Below are 23,385 nucleotides of genomic sequence, written 5' to 3' on the forward strand. Positions count from 1 at the left end.
ATGCGGCTATCGTGCGCTTGCGGGAGGACGGCATGTCGGTCATCACTTCGATCGAGGAATTGAACGCACTTTACGGGCGCGTCAGCGAGGCATCGGTGGCAAAGGTTACCGAGGCGCTGACCGCAGAGTACCGCCAGATGATCGAGGCTTCGCCTTTTGCAGCGCTTGCAACCGTCGGTCCGGAAGGGCTCGACTGTTCTCCGCGCGGCGACGACGATTGCGTCGTCCGCATTGCCGACGACAAAACCGTTCTGATGCCCGACTGGCGCGGCAACAACCGCGTCGATTCGCTTGCCAACATCGTGCGCGATCCGCGCGTGGCGCTGATGTTCCTGGTGCCGGGATCCAACACCACCATGCGCATCAACGGCACCGCCGTCGTCAACATCGATCCGGCTCTGACCGGCTCCTTCGAGGTCGACGGCAAGAACCCGCGCAGCGTCATCGTCGTGACCATCGGCGAGGTCTATTTCCAGTGCGCGCGCGCTTTGATGCGATCGCAGATCTGGAACCCGGAACGCTTCATCGACCCTGCGGCGCTTCCCACACCCGGCATGTTGCTGAAGGCTGCCAAGGCCGATTTCGACCGGGATACCTACGATCGCGAATGGCCCGAGCGCGCCGCCAAGACCATGTGGTAGGTTATATAGCCGAGCGGGTTCGCGGACCTTTCGCCGAGCCGACGCAACCCAAGCGATGGAAATGTGATGCGACGTCGACCTTCGAGCGCATATCTTGGTGCGGCCGCGTTGCTTCTTTCGGCATGCGTCAGCAACGCCCTGGCCGCCGAGCCGACGCTGAGCGAGAAACTTGCGCTGCTTGCCAAGGCCTATCCGGAGGCGATTGCCGAGATCGGCGACGGGGCGCTGATCCTGCGCGACGGCGGAGCGGCGCTGCCGATCGATGACGGCAGGCTGAAGAGCCATGTGGAAAAGCTCGAAGTGGGCGATATCGAGGACAGTCTTTCTCAGATCTATCCGCTTGGCCCTTGTGCCAAGCCGCCGGCTGTTGATTTCGATCCGGGGCGCATCCGCAGCGAAGCCTTGATGAAACGCCTCTATGGCGACAGCGCTGCGCGCGTCCGGCGCGATCTTGTCACGGTAGACTGGTTCGGGGAGCGACTCAGCGTGACCGGAAGGCACGGTGTGGCCAGTGCTCTGCAAGCGGTCGAGGCGGAACTCGCTTCACGCCCCAAGCTGAAGCGGTACCTCGTACCAAATGCCGGCACCTTCAACTGGCGCCATATCGCCGGCGCGCGCACGCTCTCGGTGCACAGCTTCGGCGCCGCGATCGATCTCAATACCGGCTTTGCCGATTACTGGCGCTGGGCGGGCAGGGGCAAGATCGGAACGGCGCCCTACCGCAACCGCTATCCGCTCGAAATCATCGAGATCTTCGAGGAGCACGGTTTCATCTGGGGCGGGCGCTGGTACCATTTCGACACCATACATTTCGAGTACCGGCCGGAACTGATTGCCATTGCCAGGCAGGCGGGTTCTTCCGCCTGTCGATAGGGTAACGCTGACCGTGGACGTGCCATGACTGATCGATCAGTCGCGAATGACAACCGTCGCGCCGATCTGGACATCGGCGTAGAGGTGCTCGACATCCTCGTTGGCCATGCAGATGCAGCCGGACGACATCGCCTTGCCGATCGATCGATCTGGCTGTTTCCAAGGGAACCGGGGTGCTGAAACGAAAATGGCGCCCATGCGGCGCCATCTCACGAGGGGATTGCCGTTGCTTGCTAGCGTCGGTAGATCAGCCAGTTGCGGCCGGATTCCTTGCGCATGCCGTCTTCGAACAGCATCGTCCTGTTGCGGCCGGCATTCTTGGCGGAGTAGAGCGCGATGTCTGCCTTGTTGTAGAGGTCGACCGCATCCTCGGCGGCGGTCGCCATGCACACGCCGACGGATAGGGTGATCGGGCCGTAGTTGACCCCGGTCTTGGAATTTCGGAAGGGCGTTCCGGCCAGAACCGTGCGAATGCGATCGGCAACCTGCAGGCATTCCTCCTGGCTGCTGTCGTTGAGGATGATGGCGAATTCCTCGCCGCCGGTGCGCGCAACAAAGGCGTCGCGCCGGACATTGGCGCGGATGACGCTGCCGACCGTCGCCAGGATCTTGTCGCCGACGGGGTGGCCGAAGGTATCGTTCACCTTCTTGAAGTGGTCGATATCCGCAACCAGTAGGCCGGTGAAGTTCTTCTCGTGATCGTTGTTGTAGACGGCGGCGAGATTGTCGTCGAAGGCGCGACGGTTGGCCAGCCGCGTCAGCGAATCCGTATTGGCAATCCGCTTGTATTCGTCGAGTTCCTGGCGGATGACCTCCATCTCGAACGACTTCTGCACGACAGTCTGCACGCGTTCCTTGCCCTGGCTCATCGTGTCGACGGTCGCTTCCGTGAGGATGCTGATGGCATGGCGCAGGATGTCGGCGCTGGAGGCACTCTTGCTGGTTATGTTGACATAGGCTTCGTCGAGAACCTTGTTGTAGTTCTCGAGCGCATATTGCTCGTCCTTCAACAGGTTGACCAGCTCGGCCAGCTTGGTGGCAAGGCTGGTGTGCGCGCGCTCGATACCGGTCGAGCGGTGGATATGGCTGAAATACTGCGCGCCGATCGCGTCGAGTTCTTCCTGGGTCGCGCGGCTGCCGAGGGCTGCAAGCTCCTTGGACAGTTGCGGGTTGGAACCCAGATAGGCTTCGTAATAGAGCTCGTAATTGCGCGGTATCGGCGATACGCCCATCATCCGCATCGCATGGGTCACTTGCGCTGCGATATCAGGAGCTTGTGTTTTTCCAGAGGTGGCCGTTTGCATCCGCAAACCCCCAATATTACTCATTGCTTACGGGTACTGATTTTTAGGGGCAAATGATTTGCGAAGTCTTAATGATTGGTTCTGCGAAAGAGGACAATTCGACTTAAGGCAGGCAAAGCGCTGTCCTGTCAATCCGGGGCGAGAGCCGTGCCGCGACGCCGGTTAAGGCGCCGCGGCAGGGATAAACGGATCAGGCCGGGCTGATCATCGTTTCCGGACGCACGACCGCGTCGAACTCTTCATTGGTGACGTAGCCGCCGCCGACGGCCTCTTCGCGCAGTGTCGTACCGTTCTTGTGGGCCGTCTTGGCGATCTTTGCCGCGTTGTCGTAGCCAATCTTCGGCGCCAGTGCCGTCACCAGCATCAGCGAGCGGTCGAGTGCCGCCTTGATGTTGTCTTCGCGGGCTTCGATGCCGACAACGCAGTTGTCGGTGAAGGAGAGCGCGGCATCGGCGAGCAGCTGCACCGACTGCAGGAAGTTGTAGGCCATCAGCGGGTTGAAGACGTTCAGTTCGAAATGGCCCTGGCTGCCAGCGAAGGTCAGTGCGGCATTGTTGCCGAAGACCTGGATGCAGACCTGGGTGAGCGCCTCGCACTGGGTCGGGTTGACCTTGCCCGGCATGATCGACGAGCCCGGCTCGTTTTCCGGAAGTGAGAGTTCGCCGAGGCCCGAGCGGGGGCCGGAGCCGAGGAAGCGAATGTCGTTGGCGATCTTGAAGAGGGCGGCGGCAGCGGCGTTGATCGCGCCGTGGCTGAACACCATCGAATCGTGGGCGGCAAGCGCCTCGAACTTGTTCGGCGCCGTGGTGAAGGCGATGCCGGTGATCTTGGCGATTTCGTCGGCGACCTTTTCGGCAAAGCCGATCGGGGCGTTGAGGCCGGTACCGACAGCCGTGCCGCCCTGGGCCAGTTCACAAAGACCAGGCAGGGTCATTTCGATGCGCTTGATCGAGGAGGCGACCTGCGCGGCATAGCCGGAGAATTCCTGGCCAAGCGTCAGCGGGGTTGCATCCTGGGTGTGGGTGCGGCCGATCTTGATGATGTGGTCGAATGCCTTGACCTTGGTTTCGAGCGCCTTGTGCAGGTGCTTGAGCGCCGGCAGCAGGTCATGGATCACGCGCTCGGCGCAGGCGATGTGCATGGCCGTCGGGTAGGTGTCGTTCGACGACTGGCTCATGTTGACATGATCGTTGGGGTGCACCGGCTTCTTCGAGCCCATGACGCCGCCGAGCAGCTCGATGGCGCGGTTGGAGATCACCTCGTTGGCGTTCATGTTCGATTGGGTGCCGGAGCCGGTCTGCCAGACGACCAGCGGGAAATGGTCGTTGAGCTTGCCGTCGATGACTTCCTGCGATGCCTTCACGATGGCATCGGCGACGGTCGCATCCAGGCGGCCGAGCGCCATGTTGGTGCGGGCTGCTGCCTGTTTGACGATGCCGAGCGCCCGTACGACCGAAGCCGGCTGCTTTTCCCAGCCGATCTTGAAGTTGCCGAGCGATCGCTGGGCCTGGGCGCCCCAGTAGCGGTCGTTTGCCACTTCGATGGGGCCGAACGTATCTGTTTCCGTGCGCGTCGATGTCATCGTGATCCCTGCCTTCGTCATGCGGTTCATGAAGTCTGGGCGAGGGGACGCGGTCGCAACCGGCTGCCCCTTCCCCAAGGTGCCGGGCCTCTCTCTGCCCCGGCTGGCAGGGCTTGTAAAGAGGCGGCGCCGGCGGTGGCAATGCTACAATCGTTTGAAAGGTGGGCCTGCGACCAAGAGCGGCTTTTGTCGCCGTGTGACGGGCGATTCGCCGTGCGCAGCACGGGTCCGGAATCCTTGTGGCGTTTCAGTCACATTCGTTATCTTCATTGGGCGCGCGCAACGGTGGCTTGGCCTGGCTGGAGGCGTCGCTGCCGCATTAATGTCGATGCAAATCAAATTTTTATGGGCTCTCGAACGTCCTGAAAATGAAGCGGTTTTTTTACTGCGCAGAGGTGTTTTCATGCAGGTTCGGGCAGGCGCGTTTCCTTTTCATTCACCATCCTTTTCTATAAGTTTTGGAGCACGAGGGCGTGGCGAGAATCTGGCTAAAGCCGAGTTCGGCGACAACGCGATACGGGGACGTAGTTTCACATGAGAATTTTCAAGACGGCAGCGATCGTAGCGCTCATGAGCGGCTGTTCGATTGCAACCTTCGATGTGCGGCCGGCTGAGGCCATCACGTTGATGGACTTTATCCGTGGCGGCAAGAAGAAGACGCCGCAGCAGGAAATGCAGTCCACCCAGCCGCTGCCTGGCATCGATTCCATGGTCCAGCCGCAGGAGAGGACGGTCTCCACGCCGCTGCCGAAGGTGACCGGCCCTCGCTATTATACCTACAAGGCGGAACCCTTGCGCCGGGTCGATACCGGCAAGCTGCTCGATCCGGTCGTCACCGGTTCCGTGCGCAACGGAGCGCTGCCGCCGATGCTGCGTGCGGCGCTCGCCGATGCCCGTCAATTCATGCCTGACGTTGAGGTTCGCACGACCTCGAATGTGGCAAAAGCCATCGAGACCCATTACGGCTCGCGTTCGGATTTCGTCTGGATCGAGGGCACCGGTGTCAACGCGCGCGCAAAGGGGGCGATCGCCGTTCTTGCCGATGCGGCAAAGGTTGGTCTCGATCCGCAGGATTATGCCGTTCAGGTGCCTGCTGATGACTTCGACCGCGGCGATATGATCGCGCGCGAAAAAGAACTTGTTCAGTTCGAAATCGCGCTGTCGGCGGCAACGCTTTCCTATGTCGAGGACACGGTGCGTGGCCGCATCGATCCCAACAAGATCTCCGGCTATCACGATTTCAAGCGCAAGACCGTCGATCTCTCAGCCTTCCTCGATAGGATGTCGGCAAGCTCCGATGTTGCCACGCTGCTCAACGATCAGAACCCGAAGAGCGAACAATTCGCCGCGTTGTCGGTTGAACTCGAGCGCCTTCGTGCCGAAAAGAGCGTGGAGCAGCGCGTCGAAATCGCGCCGGGCACGCTGCTGAAGCCGGGCCAGAGCAATCCTGAACTTGCCAACATTGTCGCCGGGATCCGCATCAAAGGCTCTGATACACTGAAGGCGGACCATGCTGCGGTGCTCGCCGCCTATCAGGGAACTCCTGAGTACACGCCTGAGCTGGTTCTGCTGGTCGAAGCGTTCCAGAAGGAAAACAGTCTGAAGGCCGATGGTGTCGTCGGGCAGGCGTCGCTGCGCATCCTGACGGGCGGCGATACCGTGGCAAGCAAGATCAACAAGCTCGAAGTCGCCATGGAACAGGCGCGGTGGCTTCCCGATGGTCTGGGCAACCGCTATGTCTTCATCAACCAGCCGGCCTTTACCGCCTCCTATACCGACAATGGCGCCGAGCAGTTTTCCATGCGCGTCGTCGTCGGCTCCAAGGCGAACCAGACCTATTTCTTCCAGGACGAGATTCAGACCGTCGAGGTCAATCCTTACTGGGGCGTGCCGCAGTCGATCATCATCAATGAGATGCTGCCGAAGCTGCGCAACGATCCCGGCTATCTCGACCGGATGGGCTACCAGGTCGAGATCGGCGGCCGTTCCGTGCCGTCATCTTCGGTCAACTGGAATGGATCGACGGCCTCTGTTGCCGTACGTCAGCCGCCGAGCAGCGACAATGCGCTTGGCGAGTTGAAGATCCTGTTCCCGAATGCGCACGCCATCTACATGCACGACACGCCGTCGAAGAGCTTCTTCAAGCGTGACCAGCGTGCCCTGAGCCATGGTTGCGTGCGGCTTGCCGATCCGCGCCGGATGGCAGCGGCGGTGCTCGGCACCAGCGTCGAGGATGTCGGCAAGGAAATCGGCGGTGGCAGCAACAAGGCGCTGCAGGTGCCGCAGAAGGTTCCGGTTTACGTCGCCTACTTCACCGCCTGGCCAAACAAGGACGGTGTCATCGAGTATTTCGACGACGTGTATGAGCGCGATATGTATATGGACCGCGCCTTCGACGCGACCCGCAACGCCCGCAGGGCCGAGGGGTAAGACACATCCGGGCATGTCGCCGCTACAGCGCCGCGCGTCAAATGTGACGCGCAAGGGACGCTGTAACGCTTCAAACTTGCTGCATAATTTTATCCTTAAATCGGATCCGATTTAAGGAATTAGGCAGTAACCAACGGCGCTGCGTTCGGTCATAGAATGCAAGACCCCTGTGGAGCATCTCCGCGGGGGTCTTTTCGTCTTTTGGCTGTGGTGGCGCGAAGGGAAACCGGCGTGCCGTCATGAAAGCGGCGACGGTGGTGCGAAGTCCTGCGACACCTGCTCCGCAAAGATCATCGACCGTCGTCGCGCTTGCCGTCGATCAAAAATGATCGGGTCCGGAGGTGACCCGCCCCGGCGGGTGCTATTCGTCACTTGCCGTTGAAAAGTCCAGTGACCAGCGCCGGTGTCAGTTCGTCGAAGTGGCGGATGATCACTGTCGGCTCCAGGCTTTCGATCGGAACGTCGGAATAGCCGAACGGCACGGCGATCGATGGGATCGCGGCGTTGCGGGCCACCAGAATGTCATTGAGGCTGTCGCCGATCATCACCGAATGCGCAGCACTGCCGCCGGCATTGGCGATCGTGCGCAGCAGGTGGTCGGCATTCGGCTTGCGGATTTCGAACGTGTCGCCACCGGAAACCGCCGCGAAGCGATCGATGAGGCCGAGGCGTTCGAGCAGCCGGTTTGCCAGCATCTCCGGCTTGTTGGTGCAGACCGCGAGCTTGAAGCCCGCCGCCGACAGGCGGTCGAGCGCGTCGAGCATGCCGGGATAGGGCAGGGAATCACCGGGCATGGAGCCATGGTAGAAGTCGACGAACTCCTTCATCTGCCAGGCGAGGGCATCCTCATCGAGCGGCTTGCTGCGAAGCGCGAAGGTGCGCTCGATCATCGCGCGGGCACCGTGGCCGACAAGGTGGGTGAGGTCGCGGTATGTGACCGGCTCGACACCCGCCTGGGTCACCGCATGGTTGAGGCTCGCCACCAGATCCGGCGCCGTATCGACAAGGGTTCCGTCGAGATCAAAGACGACAATGGGGGAAGACAAGAGGTGAACCTCGCATAACCGGAAAGAGTTGCCGTTCGGGTAGGCGAAGTTGCAGCAGAATGCAATGGCAAGTGTGTGTGGGAACGGGCCAGGAATCCGGGCTGGGGCCCTGATTTTGGCTTTTGTTTGCAGCTTCGGGCGTGTAAGTGTCTGTGCGGAAAACGGATGGAGAAGATGGGTCACCATAGCTACATCCGGTGAACAAAAGGGAGCGACTGGCGTATGGACGCCCGCCAAATGAAAATCAAAGCCGCGGCAGCGGCGCTCGAATATGTCGAAGACGGCATGCGGCTCGGCATCGGGACGGGATCGACTGCGGAGGAGTTCGTTCGGCTCTTGGCCGAGAAGGTCTCTGCAGGCTTTCGCATCGAAGGTGTTCCGACCTCCGAGCGCACGGCGCGTCTTTGCCTGGAGCTCGGCGTGCAGCTGAAATCGCTGGACGAGCTGCCGGAACTGGACCTGACGATCGATGGCGCCGACGAGGTCGATGGCCAGTTGCGACTGATCAAGGGCGGCGGCGGCGCGTTGCTGCGCGAGAAGATCGTCGCGGCCGCTTCCAAGCGCATGATCGTCATCGCCGACGAAACCAAAGTCGTCGACGTGCTCGGCGCGTTCAAGCTGCCGATAGAGGTCAATCCGTTTGGGCAGGTGGCGACGCGTATCGCCATCGAAAAGGTGGCTTCGCGCCTCGGCCTTTCCGGCGATATCTCCGTGCGCAAGTCAGGTGACGGGCCATTCAAGACCGACGGTGGACACCTCATTCTTGATGCATCTTTTGGCCGTATTCCTGATGCAGATGCGCTCGCGGGAGAGCTGAATGCCATTCCCGGTGTCGTCGAGCATGGGCTTTTCATCGGCATCGCGTCGCTGGCAATTATTGCCGGACCGGAAGAGGCACGCATTCTGACCGCGTCTTGATCTGGTTTCCAATGCTCCGCCAGGAGCAGGGAACGGTGAAGAAAACAGGTTACCACACATGCGGGCCTGGCGGCGGCAATCGCCCGGGCAGCATGCGACAAACACAGGAGCATGGATAAAAATGAACAAACTCGCAGGTCTTGTACGCACATTCGCAGTCACCGCGGTTCTCCTTTCTGCATCCATTCCGGCGGTCCAGGCTCAGGACGTGTCTGAAGACCAGGTCAAGGCCGCTCGCGCGACCATCGCCGCACTCGGTGTGACCAACAACTTCGACAACATCCTGCCGAACCTGGCCGAGCGTCTGAAGAACACCCTGATCCAGGCCTCGCCGAACTTCCAGGAACTGATCACCGCGACCGTCGATGAAAAGGCTTTGTCCTTGGCATCACGCCGCGCCGACCTCGAGCATGAGGCGGCGACGATCTACGCCAAGACCTTTACGCTCGAAGAGTTGAACGCCATCACGGAGTTCTACAACTCGACCGCCGGCAAGAAGCTCCTGAATGATGGCCCGATCGCTTCGCGCGAATTGCTGAAGGCGGCCGACATCTGGGCAGCCGGCGTTTCGCGGGACCTCAACACCGAAGCGACCAAGTCGCTCGACGCCAAGGTCGGCACGTCGGCCCCGGCACTTGTTGAAGGCACGGTCCAGACGCCCGCCCAATAACCTCGGGCCAGTCGAGCAATCACATCACGTTTTGAGGAGCCCGGAGCGATCCGGGCTTTTCTTTTTCCGCAGTGCAACCCTATATGTGCCTGCGACGGGGCTCCCACCCCGGGCGGGGCATGCGGTCGGCGAAACGCCGATAGCATTGTGTCCCTATCATCCCAATTGCAGTCTGCACGACCTTCAGGAGTTCACCATGCCCGCTTTCGACTATGACCTCTTCGTAATCGGCGGCGGTTCGGGTGGCGTCAGAAGCGCTCGGTTGGCAGCGAGCCTCGGCAAGAAAGTGGCGATCGCCGAAGAGTTCCGTTATGGCGGCACCTGCGTCATCCGTGGCTGCGTGCCGAAGAAGCTCTATGTGTACGCGTCGCAATATTCCGAACATTTCGAGGATGCGGCCGGCTTCGGTTGGACCGTCGGTGAAAGCCGGTTCGATTGGCAAAAGCTCGTGGCGGCCAAGGAACAGGAGATCACGCGCCTTGAAGGCCTCTACGAGAAGGGGCTCGCCAATGCCGGCGCGGAGATCCTGCGCACGCGGGCGCAGCTTGTTGGCCCGAATACGGTTCGCCTGCTCGATACCGGCAAGACCGTGACCGCAGAACGCATCGTCATTGCCGTAGGTGGGCATCCGACGCCGCATGGCGCTTTGCCGGGTCATGAACTCTGCATCTCTTCAAATGAAGCTTTCGACCTCCCCGAACTTCCGAAGTCGATCCTGATTGCCGGCGGTGGCTACATCGCGGTCGAGTTCGCCAATGTGTTCCATGGTCTCGGTGTCGAGACGACGCTGATCTATCGCGGCAAGGAAATCCTCTCGCGCTTCGACCAGGATCTCCGCCGCGGTCTGCACAAGGCGATGGAGGAAAAGGGTATCCGAATCCTTTGCGAGGACATCATTCAGTCGGTGGCCACGGGCGCAGACGGCAAGCGCGTGGCGCAGACGATGAAACACGGCGAAATTGCCGTCGATCAGATCATGCTGGCACTCGGTCGTGTGCCGAACACCAAGGGGCTGGGGCTGGAGAGCGCCGGCGTGAACACGGACGAGCGCGGCGCGATCGTCGTCGACGCCTTCTCGCGCACGAGCGCGCCCGGCATTTATGCGCTCGGCGACGTAACCGACCGCGTCCAGCTGACGCCGGTCGCCATCCACGAGGCTATGTGCTTCATCGAGACCGAATACAGGAACAACCCGGTATCGCCCGACCACGACCTGATCGCGACTGCAGTCTTCTCCCAGCCGGAGATCGGCACCGTCGGCCTCAGCGAGGAGCAGGCGGCACGCCAGTTCGAGGAGCTGGAAGTCTATCGCGCCGAGTTCCGACCGATGAAGGCGACGCTTTCCGGCCGCAAGGAAAAGATGATCATGAAGCTGATCGTCAACGCTGCCGACCGCAAGGTGCTGGGCGCCCACATTCTCGGCCACGATGCCGGCGAGATGGCGCAGTTGCTCGGCATTTCGCTGAAGGCCGGGTGCACCAAGGACGACTTCGACCGCACCATGGCCGTTCACCCGACGGGATCGGAGGAGCTCGTGACGATGTATGCGCCAACCTATCGCCTGCGCAAGGGCGAGCGCGTCGGCTGAGCAGGGCGGTCGCTTTGCTGGCGCCGGAATCCATGAATTCTGGTAGGATGTCTTTCCAAGCCATCGCTTAACGTCTATAAGCCCGCATCCGCGAAGTCACCGGCTTCGAGCGGGCGCGAGGGCTTGGCCACGCGCTGGAGCAGGGCACGCGGACTAGAGTGAAATTTCCGAATACCGGGCGGTGTCAAAACCGTCAGGGTGCGACCCGCGCGGACCGAAGTCCGCGGCAGACAACAGGTGATCGAAATGGCACAGACTTGGACTCCGAATAGCTGGCGGCAGAAACCCATCCAGCAGGTTCCGGACTATCCGGACCTTGCAGCTCTTGCGGCAACGGAAGCGAAGCTCGCGAAGTATCCGCCGCTGGTGTTTGCCGGTGAGGCGCGGCGTCTGAAAAGTGCTCTTGCCAATGTTGCCGAGGGCCGCGGCTTTCTGCTGCAGGGCGGCGATTGCGCCGAGAGCTTTGCCGAGCACGGTGCCGACACGATCCGCGATTTCTTCCGCGCCTTCCTGCAGATGGCCGTCGTTCTGACGTTCGGCGCCCAGCAGCCGGTGGTCAAGGTCGGCCGCATCGCCGGCCAGTTTGCCAAGCCGCGCTCGTCCAACATCGAAAAGCAGGGCGACGTCGAGCTGCCGAGCTACCGCGGCGACATCATCAACGGCATCGAGTTCACCGAAGAAGACCGCGTGCCGAACCCGGAACGGCAGATCATGGCCTACCGCCAGTCAGCCGCGACGCTCAACCTGCTGCGCGCTTTTGCGATGGGTGGCTATGCCAACCTGGACAACGTTCACCAGTGGATGCTCGGCTTCGTCAAAGATAGCCCGCAGGCGGAACGCTACCGCAAGCTCGCCGACCGGATCTCCGAGACGATGGATTTCATGAAGGCGATCGGCATCACCTCGGAAAACCATCCGAGCCTGCGCGAGACCGATTTCTTCACCAGCCACGAGGCGCTGCTGCTCGGCTACGAGCAGGCGTTGACGCGCGTCGATTCCACGTCCGGCGACTGGTACGCGACTTCGGGCCACATGATCTGGATCGGCGACCGCACCCGCCAACCCGACCATGCGCACATCGAATATTGCCGCGGTATCAAGAACCCGCTCGGCCTCAAGTGTGGCCCGTCGTTGACGGCCGACGGCCTGCTGGAATTGATCGACCTGCTCAACCCGGCCAACGAAGCCGGCCGCCTGACGCTGATCTGCCGCTTCGGCCACGACAAGGTTGCCGAGCACCTGCCGCGCCTCATCCGCGCGGTGGAGCGTGAAGGCAAGAAGGTCGTCTGGTCCTGCGATCCGATGCACGGCAACACGATCACGCTCAACAACTACAAGACCCGGCCGTTCGAGCGGATCCTGTCGGAAGTCGAGAGCTTCTTCCAGATCCACCGTGCGGAAGGTTCGCATCCGGGCGGCATCCATATCGAGATGACCGGTAACGACGTCACCGAGTGCACCGGCGGCGCCCGCGCGCTTTCGGGCGACGATCTGGCCGATCGCTACCACACTCATTGCGATCCGCGCCTCAATGCGGACCAGGCGCTGGAACTGGCGTTCCTGCTTGCCGAGCGCATGAAGGGTGGCCGAGACGAGAAGAAGCTGGTCGTCAACGGCTGATCGTCACGTCCGGCCCACGGTTCAGTTTTTCTGAATCTCGAGCCGTCGCTATGAAATTGACAATGCCGGGCCGGCTCGCGAAGCTAGCCCGGCATTTTTCGTTTCAGGGAGGTCGGAGGGGACCATGTCGGATATCCATAGCGGCAGCTGCCTGTGCGCTGCAGTGCGCTTCAAGACACGGGGCGAGCTGCGCAAGCTGATCTTTTGCCATTGCACGCAATGCCGAAAGCAGACGGGTCTCTACTACGCCGCGACCGATGTCCTGGATCGCGACATGGAACTTGAGGGCGCCGAGGACGTGACCTGGTATCGCTCGAGCAATAGCGCCCAGCGGGGGTTTTGCCGCCATTGCGGCTCAGCCCTGTTCTGGAAATCGGATGGCCTCGACTACACCTCAATCATGGCCGGCGCCTTCGACAAGCCGACGGACCTCCAACCCGGCTATCACGTTTTCTGTGCCGACAAGGGCGACTTCTACGAGATCGACGACGGGCTGTCGAAGTTCGATGCAGAGCGGACGTAAGACCGCTCAGGCCACTTCCGGCCGCCACGCGATGACGCCTTCGGCGCGCGCCCGAACCTCCGGCGACGCCAGACAGTTGGCGACGGTTTCATAACCAGGAGCGCCTGGATAGGGGGCGACCTCGATTGGCGGGCTATGGTTGGCAGGGCAGAGAATGATGGTTTCGTCGGCCCCGACGGCAGCCAGGTTCAGGATCGTGTTGGACCGAGTGAGCATGAAGATCGGCCTCCTGTCGGTGCGGCCATGGCGCAAATGGGCCATCAGAGCGGCCTGCGATGCGGCGTCGAGGCCCTGCTCGATCATGTCGACAACGAACGCGTTGGCATCCGATTCCAGCGCGACCAGCAGCGCCGTTAAAGCGGGGGATGCGGTGGCACCATCTTCTACCAGTTGCGCGAGTACGGTCGCCATGCGCGATTTCGGTTCAGGCTCGGCCTCAATCCGGTGTTGGGTGGTCTGGATGTTTTCGTCTTCCAGCCGTGTGAGGCCGATGAAAGCTGTGTTGGGCAGGGCAGTGGCGATGGCACGGGCCAAGCGGGTCTTGCCACTGCCGAGCGGTCCGGTGATGTAGGTCAGCCGGCGAATGGCACCGAGCGTGAATTCTTCGCCGCCCCATGGCCACGGAAGATCGAGGACAATCTTGGGATTGCCGGCTGGCGGCGCCTTCTGTGCCCATTCCTGCAAGGTGGATGCCTTATCGGCGGCCGGATCTTGCCTGAGGCGCCGGACTTTTTCGACGGTATCATGCAGGTCTTGCGTCCGCGCTTCGAGCAACGCCTGCTGCTCCGCCAATGCAGGGGCGAGTTGCTGCGTGCCGCCGTCAAGCACCCGGCCGATTTGTGCCAGGCCGAGGCCGAGCGACCGCAGGGCAGCGATCTCGCCTGCGCGCTGCATTTCCGCCGGACCGTAGGTCCGCCAGCCCACCGAGGTGCGCACCGGGGCGATCAGGCCCCGCTCTTCGTAGAGGCGAAGTGCCTTGACCGAGACGCCGAGGCGTCTGGCGGCCTCGGTCGCATTGAAGAACTGTGCGGAAGAACTCACGAATCACCTCGTCCTGTTGGCCGCCGTCCTTATCGGTCCTGCCCCTGGGGACGGGTCAACCGGCTACTGCATCATTCCTTAAATCGGATCCGATTTAAGGATAAGGTTGTGCAGCAAGTTCAGAGCGTCGCAGCGTGCTTTGCGCGTCATGTTTGACGCGCGGCGCTGTATGGCCGATTTCGTGCGTCGGCACCCAGCACAGCTGCTGATGAAGGACCGGGAACGCTCCACGGTTGGGGCGAGGTGATGCTATTCCGCCAAGCGGACGGCACCGTCCGTGGCTCTCTCATACGCATTGGCCAATGCGGCGAGCTTGACGGCCTGCCAGCGACAATATTCGTCAACGAGCCGGGCACTCATCCAGAAGCGGCCACGCGCGCCGTCGTTCGATCGCCCGATGTAGCCGGAGTCCTGGGCCCTGGTAAACAGTCTGCGGACATGGGTATTGGAGATCGTGTAATGCGTCGCAAGTTCAGCCAGATTGAGCTCGAGCCAGACCTTCCCGTCCACAGGCGTCAGACTTTTGGGACGCGCCATCAGATCGTCGAGTAACAAGCCGCCGCATTCGGTCCAGACGAAGATGGCAACGCCTTCGGGGGGCTCGCTCCAGTTCTTGTCGGAAAGCAGCATTCTGGCCGCGATCGGCTGCGTGCGCCCGAGTACCGACGTATCGGCCTCCACATGCTCCAGCCGACGCCTGCCATCAAGGCGGTCGAGCGTGCCCATCTGGCTCATGAACCAACGCATCATCGCGTTCTCGCTGACCTCCGTCGGCTCCAGAGGGCGAACCTTCTTATTCGTCCGCTCGCCGCTGGCATCGCGCAGCAGCTTGTAGGCGAGCAGTTCAGCCAGGAATGCGGCCGCCGTGTTTCTGCTGGCACCACCGGTTTCGTGCATGAACTTCAAGAGCCGTGCAGCGGTAATACCAGAATCAGGGTGAGATGGGTCGCGCTCAAGATGAAGCGCGTAGGCGGCCTGGCTCAAGATCCATTTCTGGTGGGAGGCCACGAGACGGGCCACGCGCGGAAAAATATCATAAACCGCCATCAGATCGCGGGCGCTGATCTGCAGCGTCTCGCGCAGCAGCGGATTGCGCAAGATTCCGTCCGCTGTGAAGGCGAGCGGTTTCTCCGGTGAAGCATCCCCCTGTTTTGCCACCAAATGCATCTGCTGTGCACGTCTCCCGACGATCTCTCGCGTACGTCTCGGGGGCCGATCCCTCGCCACGCCTGCTTCGATACCACTCAACTCCACTGCTTGTAGCAGCTCTACCTTGCTCATAACGTGCGAACCCGCGATTTTGTTCGAAAGGGCTGGCAACGGATTTTTCCGTTGCCAGCCCTCTTGTGTTTGTCGGGATGCTGTTACTGCACGAGAACCGGCGGTTGGCATTTGACGCCGGTGACACGGACATCCGCTTCGCCCACCCGTACCCCTACCAGGAGCAACAGGTTGTAGAGCAGATCATCCACCGGTTTCGTGACAGCGCCGAGGGTCTGGGCCAGCGCCTGCTGCAGGATCGTGGGGCTGCCGAGCGTGAGGAACAACACCTGAATGTTGAGATCCAGATTGTTGAGCAGGGTCTTCGTCGTCGATGACAGGATGTCCCTGGTCGATACGGTCTTGATCGAGCGTGCGGCCACTTCGGTGGGGCTGAATGTGAGTCGGGAAGCTTGAAGGTTCTGCGCCTCGACGTGCGCGATAGCGTCAATTTTGACCACCAGCGCATCGACGATGCGGGCGCGTTCGACCCGAGCGTCGGAGGAGAAACTCGAAAGCACCTTCGGGTTGACGTCGCCGATGGCGATTTCGGCGACGCCCGGCACCGCATCGACAACGACTGCCGCGTTCTCCGGGTTGCCGCCGTAGCAGCGGATATCGGAAAGCTTGGCTTCGGCGTGGGCCAGCTCGACATAGATCGGCAGACGGATGCGAATGCCTGCAAGCGCAGCCAGCCCGTCTACACCCACCTCGACCGCGAGCCGGGTCTGTGCCGTGCGCACCGCCGCGCCCGGGGTGCCGAGCCGGTGGCTCGGAGTCTCGACCGGCGGTTCGCCGATCGCAAGTTTCACTGTGGCCGAGGCTATTCCCGGCAGGCCCGCGACGGCGCTAAGTGCAATCTGGTTCTCGCCGTTTGCAATGGCGGCGGCGGCAGATACGATCTGCAGTGCGCTGACCTTCATCGCCCAATCCGACCCGGCGTCGACCCTCAGGTCCTTCTTGGGATCGAGATTGAGGATCTGCGCCAACGTGAAGGTTTTCTTGTTGTTGGCCGTCGCCAGTTCGATGCTCTTGAGAGCGGAGGTTACCGTGCCGGAGAGCCCCTGAAACAGCCGCATCGACGACAACAATTGCGGCATCGTCAGCTGGGCGTCGAGCACGTCCTCGTAGGAGGCGGCGGTCAGGCTGAGCTTGGTCGCAATGATCTTCAGGAAGGGCTGGATGTCGATATCGGCGTCGATCAGGGCGTTGTAGTCCATGACCTTCAACGAGATGTTCGTGCCGAGCATCTGGCCTAGAATGGCGTTGAGCAGGCCGTCGTTAAGGCTGGCAAGACGCGATCCGACAGAAAAGGCCGCAATTTTCGAACTGGCCGCCGTGCCGATGACGTTGAGGTCCGGTGGCTCGCTGAAGACGGAGGCAAGATAGATCAGACCCTTCTTTTCCAGATGCACCTGGACCGCATCTGAAGGGGCCGCGTCCTTGATGAAGCGCTGGCCCGCGGCGATGTTCGGATCGGGCACATAGCGTCCACGCGTGACCGTTGCCACCCCGTCGACCTTCGCAGTGCCGATGTCGCCCGGCGGCAGGACCTTGCCGTCGACCGTCAGCAGGCCGGCGGGTGTCGCAACCGCGAAATTAAGGCCGTTGTTGGAGAAGTACTTGAGGACCGCCTGCTCGGCGGAAGACACGTTCGATGCGGCGGCAATGGCGGCAAGATCGACCGTCGACTGCATCTCTTGCCTCTGGACGGTGAGGTAGCCGTAGTCGATGCCGAGCCCCATGGACATGATCACGAGCGGCATGACGAGAGCGGCGGATATGCCGATATTGCCATCCTTTGATCGTGCGAGAGACCGCATTCCTAGCCCCTTCAGAACCATGTCAGATGCCTCCCATGCGAATTGTCGCGAAGCGTTCGATCTGCTCGCTCGGCATCGCAAAGGTGAACATGTTGAAGATCGGGAGATCGCCGGCGTCGTATTTGATCCTTACCGTGAACTGGCTGGCGTTGCTCGTGTCGTCCTTGACGGTGACCGTCATCTGGGATGGCTTGATGAAGGCTTGATCCATCGTCGTGCGTTGGATGTAATCCGTCGCAAGACGTTCCCGCTCGCTTTGAGAAAGACCGGCGATGGCGGTGCGCGCTGCATCGGCGGCAATCTGCTGAATGGAGTGGGCTGCGCTGAGATAGATGCCATAGGCGATCAATGTCAGCAGACATAGAAGGAAGAGTGGGGCGATGATCGCAAATTCAATTGCGGCAGCGCCATCGCGGCTGCCGAACAGGCGCGTTGTATTGGACATATCAGCAACTCCGACCGAACCGTGACTGCTTTTCCCTGTCCCTGCACCTTCAGGCTGCGCCTTAAGTGTTAATTTTTTGATACCCGAACAGGTTGTTTCAATGGTCAGAAATAGCCTGTTGTTGCGAAATACATATTTATGATTGAATTAGGATTCGCGCGGATTCCGGCAGATTTTATCTCCTCTCGCGTCGACTACTCGTTGTCGGGCGCGTGCCGATATTGGGCAAGCTGGCGGTTGAGATTGGCGATGTCGGTACGCAGATCGGCGATCTCGCGCAGCAGCACGTTTGCCGAAGAGGTGCTGAGAAAGGTCGTTGAAGTGCGGCATGGTCGTCTCCGGAAATGGGGCGGAGGGATTTAGCGCACCACTTCGACCAGGAAATCAACGGGATAGGTGAAAATGAAAAGAGCCGGACGGTCGCCCGTCCGGCTCTGTCTGGTTCAAAAGCACGTTGGACTAGAAACCTGCAGCGTAGAGATCCGCGTGCGACTTGAAGAAGCGGTCGGTCGAGTAGCGCTTGCCGAACATCATGTCGTGCTGCAGGAAGCGGTAGTCGCGCAGCAGCGCCGGCACCTTCGGTTGGCGCGACCACTCGGCGACATCCTTGCCGTTCTTGCGGATCAGCATGTAGCGGTCGACGACGCGGTACTGGTCATGCACCTTGCCGAGGAAGCCGGTGTAATAGGGATGCTCGTAACCGGACTGCTTCAGGATCTGGTAGGAGAGGAAAGCCGGGCTGATCGTGCCGACATTCTTCTTCGGACCCGTCTTGTTCGACCAGACGACGAGCGGCGTCTCGTGCTGGGCCTTCATCTGGTCCTTCGGACCCTTGCGCTCGGCGGTCACGCCCTTCATGAAACCGGTGTTGGTATAGACGGTGTTCAGCGGCGGCAGGTGGTCGCCAAAGAGGACAATGATGGTTTCGCGGTCGCGTTCCTTGGCCCAATCCATGAGTTTCTTCAGGCTCTCGTCGGCTTCCTTGATGCCCTGCGCATAGGTGGCAAGGACCTGGCGGTCGCTCTCGGGCAGGTTGCCTTCGACCTTGATGGTGTTCTTGGCATAGCGGTTGGGCTCATAGGGGCCGTGGCCCTGCAGCGTCACCGCGAAGAAGAAGAACGGGTCGTCCATGGCATCCGCCTGGCGGATGATCTCTTTGGTCAGGGATTCGTCCGAGGCGAAGATGCCGCGCTTCTGCATCGGCGGCATGTTTTCCTCCGATTTGAAGGTGTCGAAGCCGAAGGCCTTGTAGACGGCCGTGCGGTTCCAGAACCAGCTCTGGAACGGATGGATGGCGCGTGAAACGTAACCCTCGCCACGGAAGAAGGTGGCAAGCGACGGGATCGGATTGCGGATATACTGCTGGTACGGAATGCTGCCATAGGGCAGGAAGGCGTTCGAAAAGCCGGTCAGCGCTTCGAATTCGACATTGGCCGTCATGCCGCCGAACTCGGGCGAGAACACGTTGCCTGACTGCATCTCGCGGATCGTCGGCATCGGGTCGGGCGTCAGCTTGACGTTCGGCAGACGCGTCGGATCCCAGAAGGATTCGCTCATCAGCACGATGACATCAGGCTTGCCGCGGTGGGAGGTGCCGGCTGGCAGCGGCTTGACCGGGATGCGGTCGATCGCATCAGCCATGTAGCCTGAAGGCGCGCTGACATTGGCCATCGGCAGGTTGATCGCAAAGGCGAGCGCAAACCCGTTGTGGCGGTAGTTTTCGGTCTGGTCCCACATGATCGGGATGACCTTCAGGCGATCACGGATCCAGGAGAACTGGTTGTAGTCCATGATGTTCCAGAAGGCGAAGAGCAATGGCAGCGCAAAAGCCGCACGGGCGATGCGCTCGCGGCGCGTCAGCTTGGGGAAGTTGCGCCAGGCGTAACGCAGCAACAGGCCGATTGCGGCGACGGCCGCGATGAGGCCGACAACGATGCCGACGGCGGTCCAAGGGCGGTCCTTGACCAGAACCGGCATCAGCTCGAGGATCTGGCGGCCGAAGAGGAAGTCGGTGGGATAGAGCGGGTCGGACAGGAAGACCTGCTTCTGCTGGCAGATGATGGCCGGGATGATCGCCAGCGGCGCAAGGAGCACGGCGGACTTGTGTTCGCGGCCGAAAACGCCATCGATGGCGAGCAGGATCAGGAAGAATGCGCCGATGGTGGTCCAGGCGGGGCGCATCGGATCGACGAAGTAGGCGGTGGCGTCAGCCATGGACTGGCGCACGATCAGCTCGACTGCAAAAACGAGGGCAGCCGCAATCGCCAGCGAGAAAAATGCACTGCGCGCGGAGGTCAGCGTCTTGGCGTGCCGCGCGGCAAATCCGGGTCTACCAGCGTAGACTCGTGATCTCCTCGCTACGGCTGAATCAATACTAGCCAACATCTTCTCCAATTTCATCAATGTGTCGTGTAACTGTCATACGACCGTCATTTTGAACAGGGGATGAATGGCTTGTTCAGGGTGTTTGGAAACAGGTTTTCGTGACGTCAGGGCGCGCGAGCCTGCGCCGATAACAAGCCGGAAAAGCAGAATTATTTGGAATTTTTCGCTTCGCGGCGATTGGCTGTGGGTATTTTGGCGCGGATTGCGCTAAAGATCGGGGCGAAAGTCAGACGCATTCGTTCGAGAACAGACCGACAGGCCCGCTCATGACCGCTCATAAAGCCACTCCCACCCTGCTTCGTATCGCAATCGCCCAGCTCAATCCAACGGTCGGCGATATTGCCGGAAACCTGGCGAAAGCGCGTGAGGCGCGCGCCGATGCGGCGCGCCAGGGCGCCGATCTCCTGCTTCTCACCGAGCTTTTCATTTCCGGTTACCCCCCGGAGGATCTGGTCCTCAAGCCGGCCTTCCTCAAGTCCTGCCTACAGGCGGTGGAAAAGCTGGCGGCGGAGACCGCCGATGGCGGTCCCGGCGTCGTCATCGGTTTTCCGCGTCTTGCCAAGACCGGGCGCCACAATGCAGTGGCCGTTCTCGATGGCGGCAAGATCATTGCAGTGCGCGACAAGGTCGATTTGCCGAACTATGGCGAATTCGACGAGAAACGGGTGTTCGACCAGGGCGAGATGCCGGGACCGGTCAATTTCCGCGGCATTCGCATTGGCATTCCGATCTGCGAGGACATCTGGGGCGACCTCGGTGTGTGCGAGACGCTGGCGGAAAGCGGTGCTGAAATCCTTTTGTCGCCGAACGGTTCGCCCTATTACCGCGGCAAGGTGGACGTGCGCCATCAGGTCGTGCTGAAGCAGGTGATCGAGACGGGCCTGCCGATGATCTACGCCAACCAGCTCGGCGGCCAGGATGAGCTGGTGTTCGACGGCGCGAGCTTCGCCTTCAACACGGATAAGTCACTCGCCTTCCAGATGAGCCAGTTCGAGGAAGCGCTGTCGATCGTTGAATGGAAGAAGGGCGACAATGGCTGGCATTGTGCCGGCGGTCTGCAGTCGCGCATGCCGGAGCGGGAGGAGGCCGACTATCGCGCCTGCATGCTTGGCTTCCGCGATTACGTCAACAAGAACGGCTTTAAGAATGTCGTGCTCGGCCTGTCCGGCGGCATCGACTCGGCGATCTGCGCAGCACTTGCCGTCGATGCGCTCGGCGAGGAGCGCGTGCGCACGATCATGCTGCCTTACCACTACACCTCGAAGGATTCGCTGAAAGACGCCAAGGATTGCGCGGAGGCGCTTGGTTGTCGCTACGATATCGTGCCGATCGAAGAGCCGGTGCAAGGGTTTCTGGACGCGCTGGCGGATATGTTCGAAGGCACGGAATCAGGAATCACCGAGGAAAACCTGCAGAGCCGCACACGCGGCACCATCCTCATGGCCGTCTCCAACAAATTCGGCTCGATGGTGGTTACCACCGGCAACAAGTCGGAAATGTCGGTCGGCTATGCCACGCTCTATGGCGACATGAACGGCGGCTTCAATCCGATCAAGGACCTCTACAAGATGGAGGTCTATGGGCTCTCACGCTGGCGCAACACCACCGTGCCACCAGGCGCGCTCGGTCCGTCCGGCGTGGTCATCCCGCCAAACATCATCGACAAGGCGCCTTCGGCCGAACTTCGTCCCAACCAGACGGACCAGGATTCGCTGCCGCCCTATCCCGTGCTCGACGATATTCTCGAATGCCTCGTCGAAAAGGAGATGAGCACGGAGGAAATCGTGGCGCGCGGTCATGACGAAGCGACGGTGCACCGCATCGAGCATCTGCTCTACATCGCCGAATACAAGCGCCGGCAGTCGGCACCCGGCGTGAAGATCACCAAGAAGAATTTTGGTCGCGATCGGCGCTATCCGATCACCAACCGGTTCCGCGACCGGGGTTAGCGGTGAGCATCTTCTCCGAAGGGCAGGACGGCAGGGAAAGCCGTCCCGAGTTCACGGACGAGGAAATCCGGCTGATCCGGCTTTGGTCGTTGAGTGATGGTTCTGCCGGCGGGCAGGTTTCGGCGCAGGTCGCCTATTTCGCGACACCGGCGGTGTTCGGGATCTACGGTCTTGCGACCGGCAGCCTCGTCATCGTCGGTGTGGCCTTCGTCTGCATCCTGTTGCTGCTGGCCTGGGGTTTCGTCTCGACCTGGCGCGACCAGCGCACTTTCGGCTTGATGCGGTCGATCTGCGCCAAGGTGCTGGCAATGCTGCCTGCGGGCGACGAACGCAAATAGCTGCGGTTGCGGCAGGAGAAGCGTATGCGCAGTTCCATCGAAATCCATGACATCGTCACCGGCGAGACGCGCGTCGTCTGGCAGACGGACAGGCTGGTCGAGGCGCCGAACTGGTCGCCGGACGGGCGCTCTCTGATCATCAACGCAGATGGGCTACTCTATCGCCTTGCGCTTGCTGGCGGTGCGCCGGTCCAGATCGACACCGGCTTTGCCCGCCTCTGCAACAACGACCACGGCATTTCGCCGGATGGCAGCACGATTGCGATCAGCGACAAGACCGAGTTCGGCAAGTCGGCAATCTATCTGCTGCCGGCTGCGGGTGGCAGTCCGCGGCTCGTGACCCCGAACCTTCCGTCCTACTGGCACGGCTGGTCGCCGGATGGCCAGACGCTCACCTATTGCGGCATCCGTGACCAGGTCTTCGATATCTATACGATCCCGGTCGAGGGCGGCGAGGAGCGGCGGCTGACGCAGGGCGAGGGCAGAAACGACGGGCCCGACTGGTCGCCGGACGGGGCATGGATCTACTTCAACTCCAGCCGCACCGGCCGCATGCAGATCTGGCGCGTTCGGCCGGACGGCACCGATGTCGAACGAATTACCGACAGCCCCTATGGAGACTGGTTCCCGCATCCGTCGCCGGACGGGCGACACCTGCTGGTTCTCTCCTATGACGGCGATGTCTTTGACCATCCGCGAGACCTGGACGTCCGTTTGCGACTGATGGACATGGACGGTGGCAATGCGCGCGAGCTGTTCGAGCTCTTCGGCGGGCAGGGCACGATGAACGTGCCGAACTGGTCGCCCAGGGGCGATTGCTTTGCTTTCGTTCGCTACCAGCGGGAAAGCTGACAAGACTACTGCATGTTTCCTTAAATCCTATCCGATTTAAGGATAAAAACATGCAGCAATTCAAAGTGCTACAGCGACCTTTGCGCGTCTGATAAGA

General features: G+C 61.2%; 20 protein-coding genes. 11 read left to right on the plus strand and 9 right to left on the minus strand.

Annotated elements, in window-relative coordinates:
- Positions 1-32: 32 nt before the first annotated feature.
- A complete protein-coding gene (locus tag BC363_RS25740; RefSeq protein WP_065780028.1) occupies positions 33-641 on the plus strand; it encodes a pyridoxamine 5'-phosphate oxidase family protein in 609 nt (202 codons plus the stop codon).
- A gap of 66 nt (positions 642-707) precedes the next feature.
- The gene (locus BC363_RS25745) at positions 708-1,514 is read left to right on the plus strand and encodes a M15 family metallopeptidase (protein ID WP_065780030.1); all 807 of its coding nucleotides are present in this window, start codon (positions 708-710) and stop codon (positions 1,512-1,514) included.
- A gap of 36 nt (positions 1,515-1,550) precedes the next feature.
- Here BC363_RS25745 and BC363_RS34755 read toward each other — a convergent pair whose 3' ends face one another.
- From BC363_RS34755 to fumC, 3 genes are all read right to left on the minus strand, one after another.
- Positions 1,551-1,712, minus strand: coding sequence for a L,D-transpeptidase family protein (locus tag BC363_RS34755; RefSeq protein ID WP_202618618.1), 162 nt, complete (start codon positions 1,710-1,712; stop codon positions 1,551-1,553).
- Positions 1,713-1,747: 35 nt separating this feature from the next.
- Positions 1,748-2,818, minus strand: a complete 1,071-nt coding sequence (locus BC363_RS25750) for a GGDEF domain-containing protein (protein WP_065780032.1) — start codon at positions 2,816-2,818, stop codon at positions 1,748-1,750.
- A gap of 190 nt (positions 2,819-3,008) precedes the next feature.
- On the minus strand, positions 3,009-4,400 hold the full coding sequence (gene fumC / locus BC363_RS25755) for a class II fumarate hydratase (RefSeq protein WP_065780349.1): 1,392 nt from the start codon (positions 4,398-4,400) through the stop codon (positions 3,009-3,011).
- 534 nt (positions 4,401-4,934) lie between these two features.
- On the opposite strand from fumC, the gene BC363_RS25760 reads away from it, so the two are divergent.
- Entirely contained in the window at positions 4,935-6,830 is a 1,896-nt protein-coding gene (locus BC363_RS25760) for a murein L,D-transpeptidase (protein WP_065780034.1), read from the plus strand.
- Between the two features lie 368 nt (positions 6,831-7,198).
- On the opposite strand, the gene BC363_RS25765 is transcribed toward BC363_RS25760, so the two are convergent.
- Entirely contained in the window at positions 7,199-7,876 is a 678-nt protein-coding gene (locus tag BC363_RS25765; RefSeq protein WP_065780036.1) for an HAD family hydrolase, read from the minus strand.
- Between the two features lie 222 nt (positions 7,877-8,098).
- Here BC363_RS25765 and rpiA point away from each other — a divergent pair, with 222 nt between their 5' ends.
- From rpiA to BC363_RS25790, 5 genes are all read left to right on the plus strand, one after another.
- Complete coding sequence (rpiA, locus tag BC363_RS25770; RefSeq protein WP_065780039.1) at positions 8,099-8,794, plus strand: ribose-5-phosphate isomerase RpiA; 696 nt, start codon at positions 8,099-8,101, stop codon at positions 8,792-8,794.
- Positions 8,795-8,915: 121 nt separating this feature from the next.
- Positions 8,916-9,464 carry a DUF2059 domain-containing protein gene (locus BC363_RS25775; protein WP_065780041.1) on the plus strand — a complete coding sequence of 183 codons (549 nt, stop codon included), beginning with the start codon at positions 8,916-8,918 and terminating at the stop codon, positions 9,462-9,464.
- Positions 9,465-9,660: 196 nt separating this feature from the next.
- A complete protein-coding gene (gor, locus tag BC363_RS25780; RefSeq protein ID WP_065780043.1) occupies positions 9,661-11,052 on the plus strand; it encodes a glutathione-disulfide reductase in 1,392 nt (463 codons plus the stop codon).
- 246 nt (positions 11,053-11,298) lie between these two features.
- Complete coding sequence (locus tag BC363_RS25785) at positions 11,299-12,672, plus strand: 3-deoxy-7-phosphoheptulonate synthase class II (protein ID WP_065780351.1); 1,374 nt, start codon at positions 11,299-11,301, stop codon at positions 12,670-12,672.
- 124 nt (positions 12,673-12,796) lie between these two features.
- Positions 12,797-13,195: a GFA family protein gene (locus BC363_RS25790; protein WP_065780045.1), complete on the plus strand. Its 399-nt coding sequence runs from the start codon at positions 12,797-12,799 to the stop codon at positions 13,193-13,195.
- A gap of 6 nt (positions 13,196-13,201) precedes the next feature.
- Here the strand turns inward: BC363_RS25790 and BC363_RS25795 are convergent, their stop codons facing one another.
- From BC363_RS25795 to BC363_RS25815, 5 genes are all read right to left on the minus strand, one after another.
- Complete coding sequence (locus BC363_RS25795; RefSeq protein ID WP_065780047.1) at positions 13,202-14,236, minus strand: MerR family transcriptional regulator; 1,035 nt, start codon at positions 14,234-14,236, stop codon at positions 13,202-13,204.
- 249 nt (positions 14,237-14,485) lie between these two features.
- On the minus strand, positions 14,486-15,403 hold the full coding sequence (locus BC363_RS25800) for a hypothetical protein (protein WP_065780049.1): 918 nt from the start codon (positions 15,401-15,403) through the stop codon (positions 14,486-14,488).
- A 197-nt stretch (positions 15,404-15,600) separates the two neighbouring features.
- Entirely contained in the window at positions 15,601-17,319 is a 1,719-nt protein-coding gene (locus BC363_RS25805) for a pilus assembly protein TadG-related protein (RefSeq protein ID WP_065780353.1), read from the minus strand.
- A gap of 22 nt (positions 17,320-17,341) precedes the next feature.
- On the minus strand, positions 17,342-17,764 hold the full coding sequence (locus BC363_RS25810) for a TadE/TadG family type IV pilus assembly protein (RefSeq protein WP_065780051.1): 423 nt from the start codon (positions 17,762-17,764) through the stop codon (positions 17,342-17,344).
- Positions 17,765-18,223: 459 nt separating this feature from the next.
- Positions 18,224-20,146: an LTA synthase family protein gene (locus BC363_RS25815; RefSeq protein WP_065780356.1), complete on the minus strand. Its 1,923-nt coding sequence runs from the start codon at positions 20,144-20,146 to the stop codon at positions 18,224-18,226.
- A 269-nt stretch (positions 20,147-20,415) separates the two neighbouring features.
- Between BC363_RS25815 and BC363_RS25820 the strand changes: the two genes are divergently transcribed.
- From BC363_RS25820 to BC363_RS25830, 3 genes are read left to right on the plus strand one after another with little or no spacing between them, the layout of a single operon-like run.
- Complete coding sequence (locus tag BC363_RS25820) at positions 20,416-22,098, plus strand: NAD+ synthase (RefSeq protein WP_065780053.1); 1,683 nt, start codon at positions 20,416-20,418, stop codon at positions 22,096-22,098.
- A 2-nt stretch (positions 22,099-22,100) separates the two neighbouring features.
- On the plus strand, positions 22,101-22,436 hold the full coding sequence (locus BC363_RS25825; RefSeq protein WP_065780055.1) for a hypothetical protein: 336 nt from the start codon (positions 22,101-22,103) through the stop codon (positions 22,434-22,436).
- Positions 22,437-22,460: 24 nt separating this feature from the next.
- Complete coding sequence (locus BC363_RS25830) at positions 22,461-23,288, plus strand: TolB family protein (RefSeq protein ID WP_065780057.1); 828 nt, start codon at positions 22,461-22,463, stop codon at positions 23,286-23,288.
- Positions 23,289-23,385: the final 97 nt, after the last annotated feature.

The sequence above is a fragment of the Ensifer sp. LC384 genome (assembly GCF_001695865.1).
GTDB lineage: Bacteria > Pseudomonadota > Alphaproteobacteria > Rhizobiales > Rhizobiaceae > Ensifer.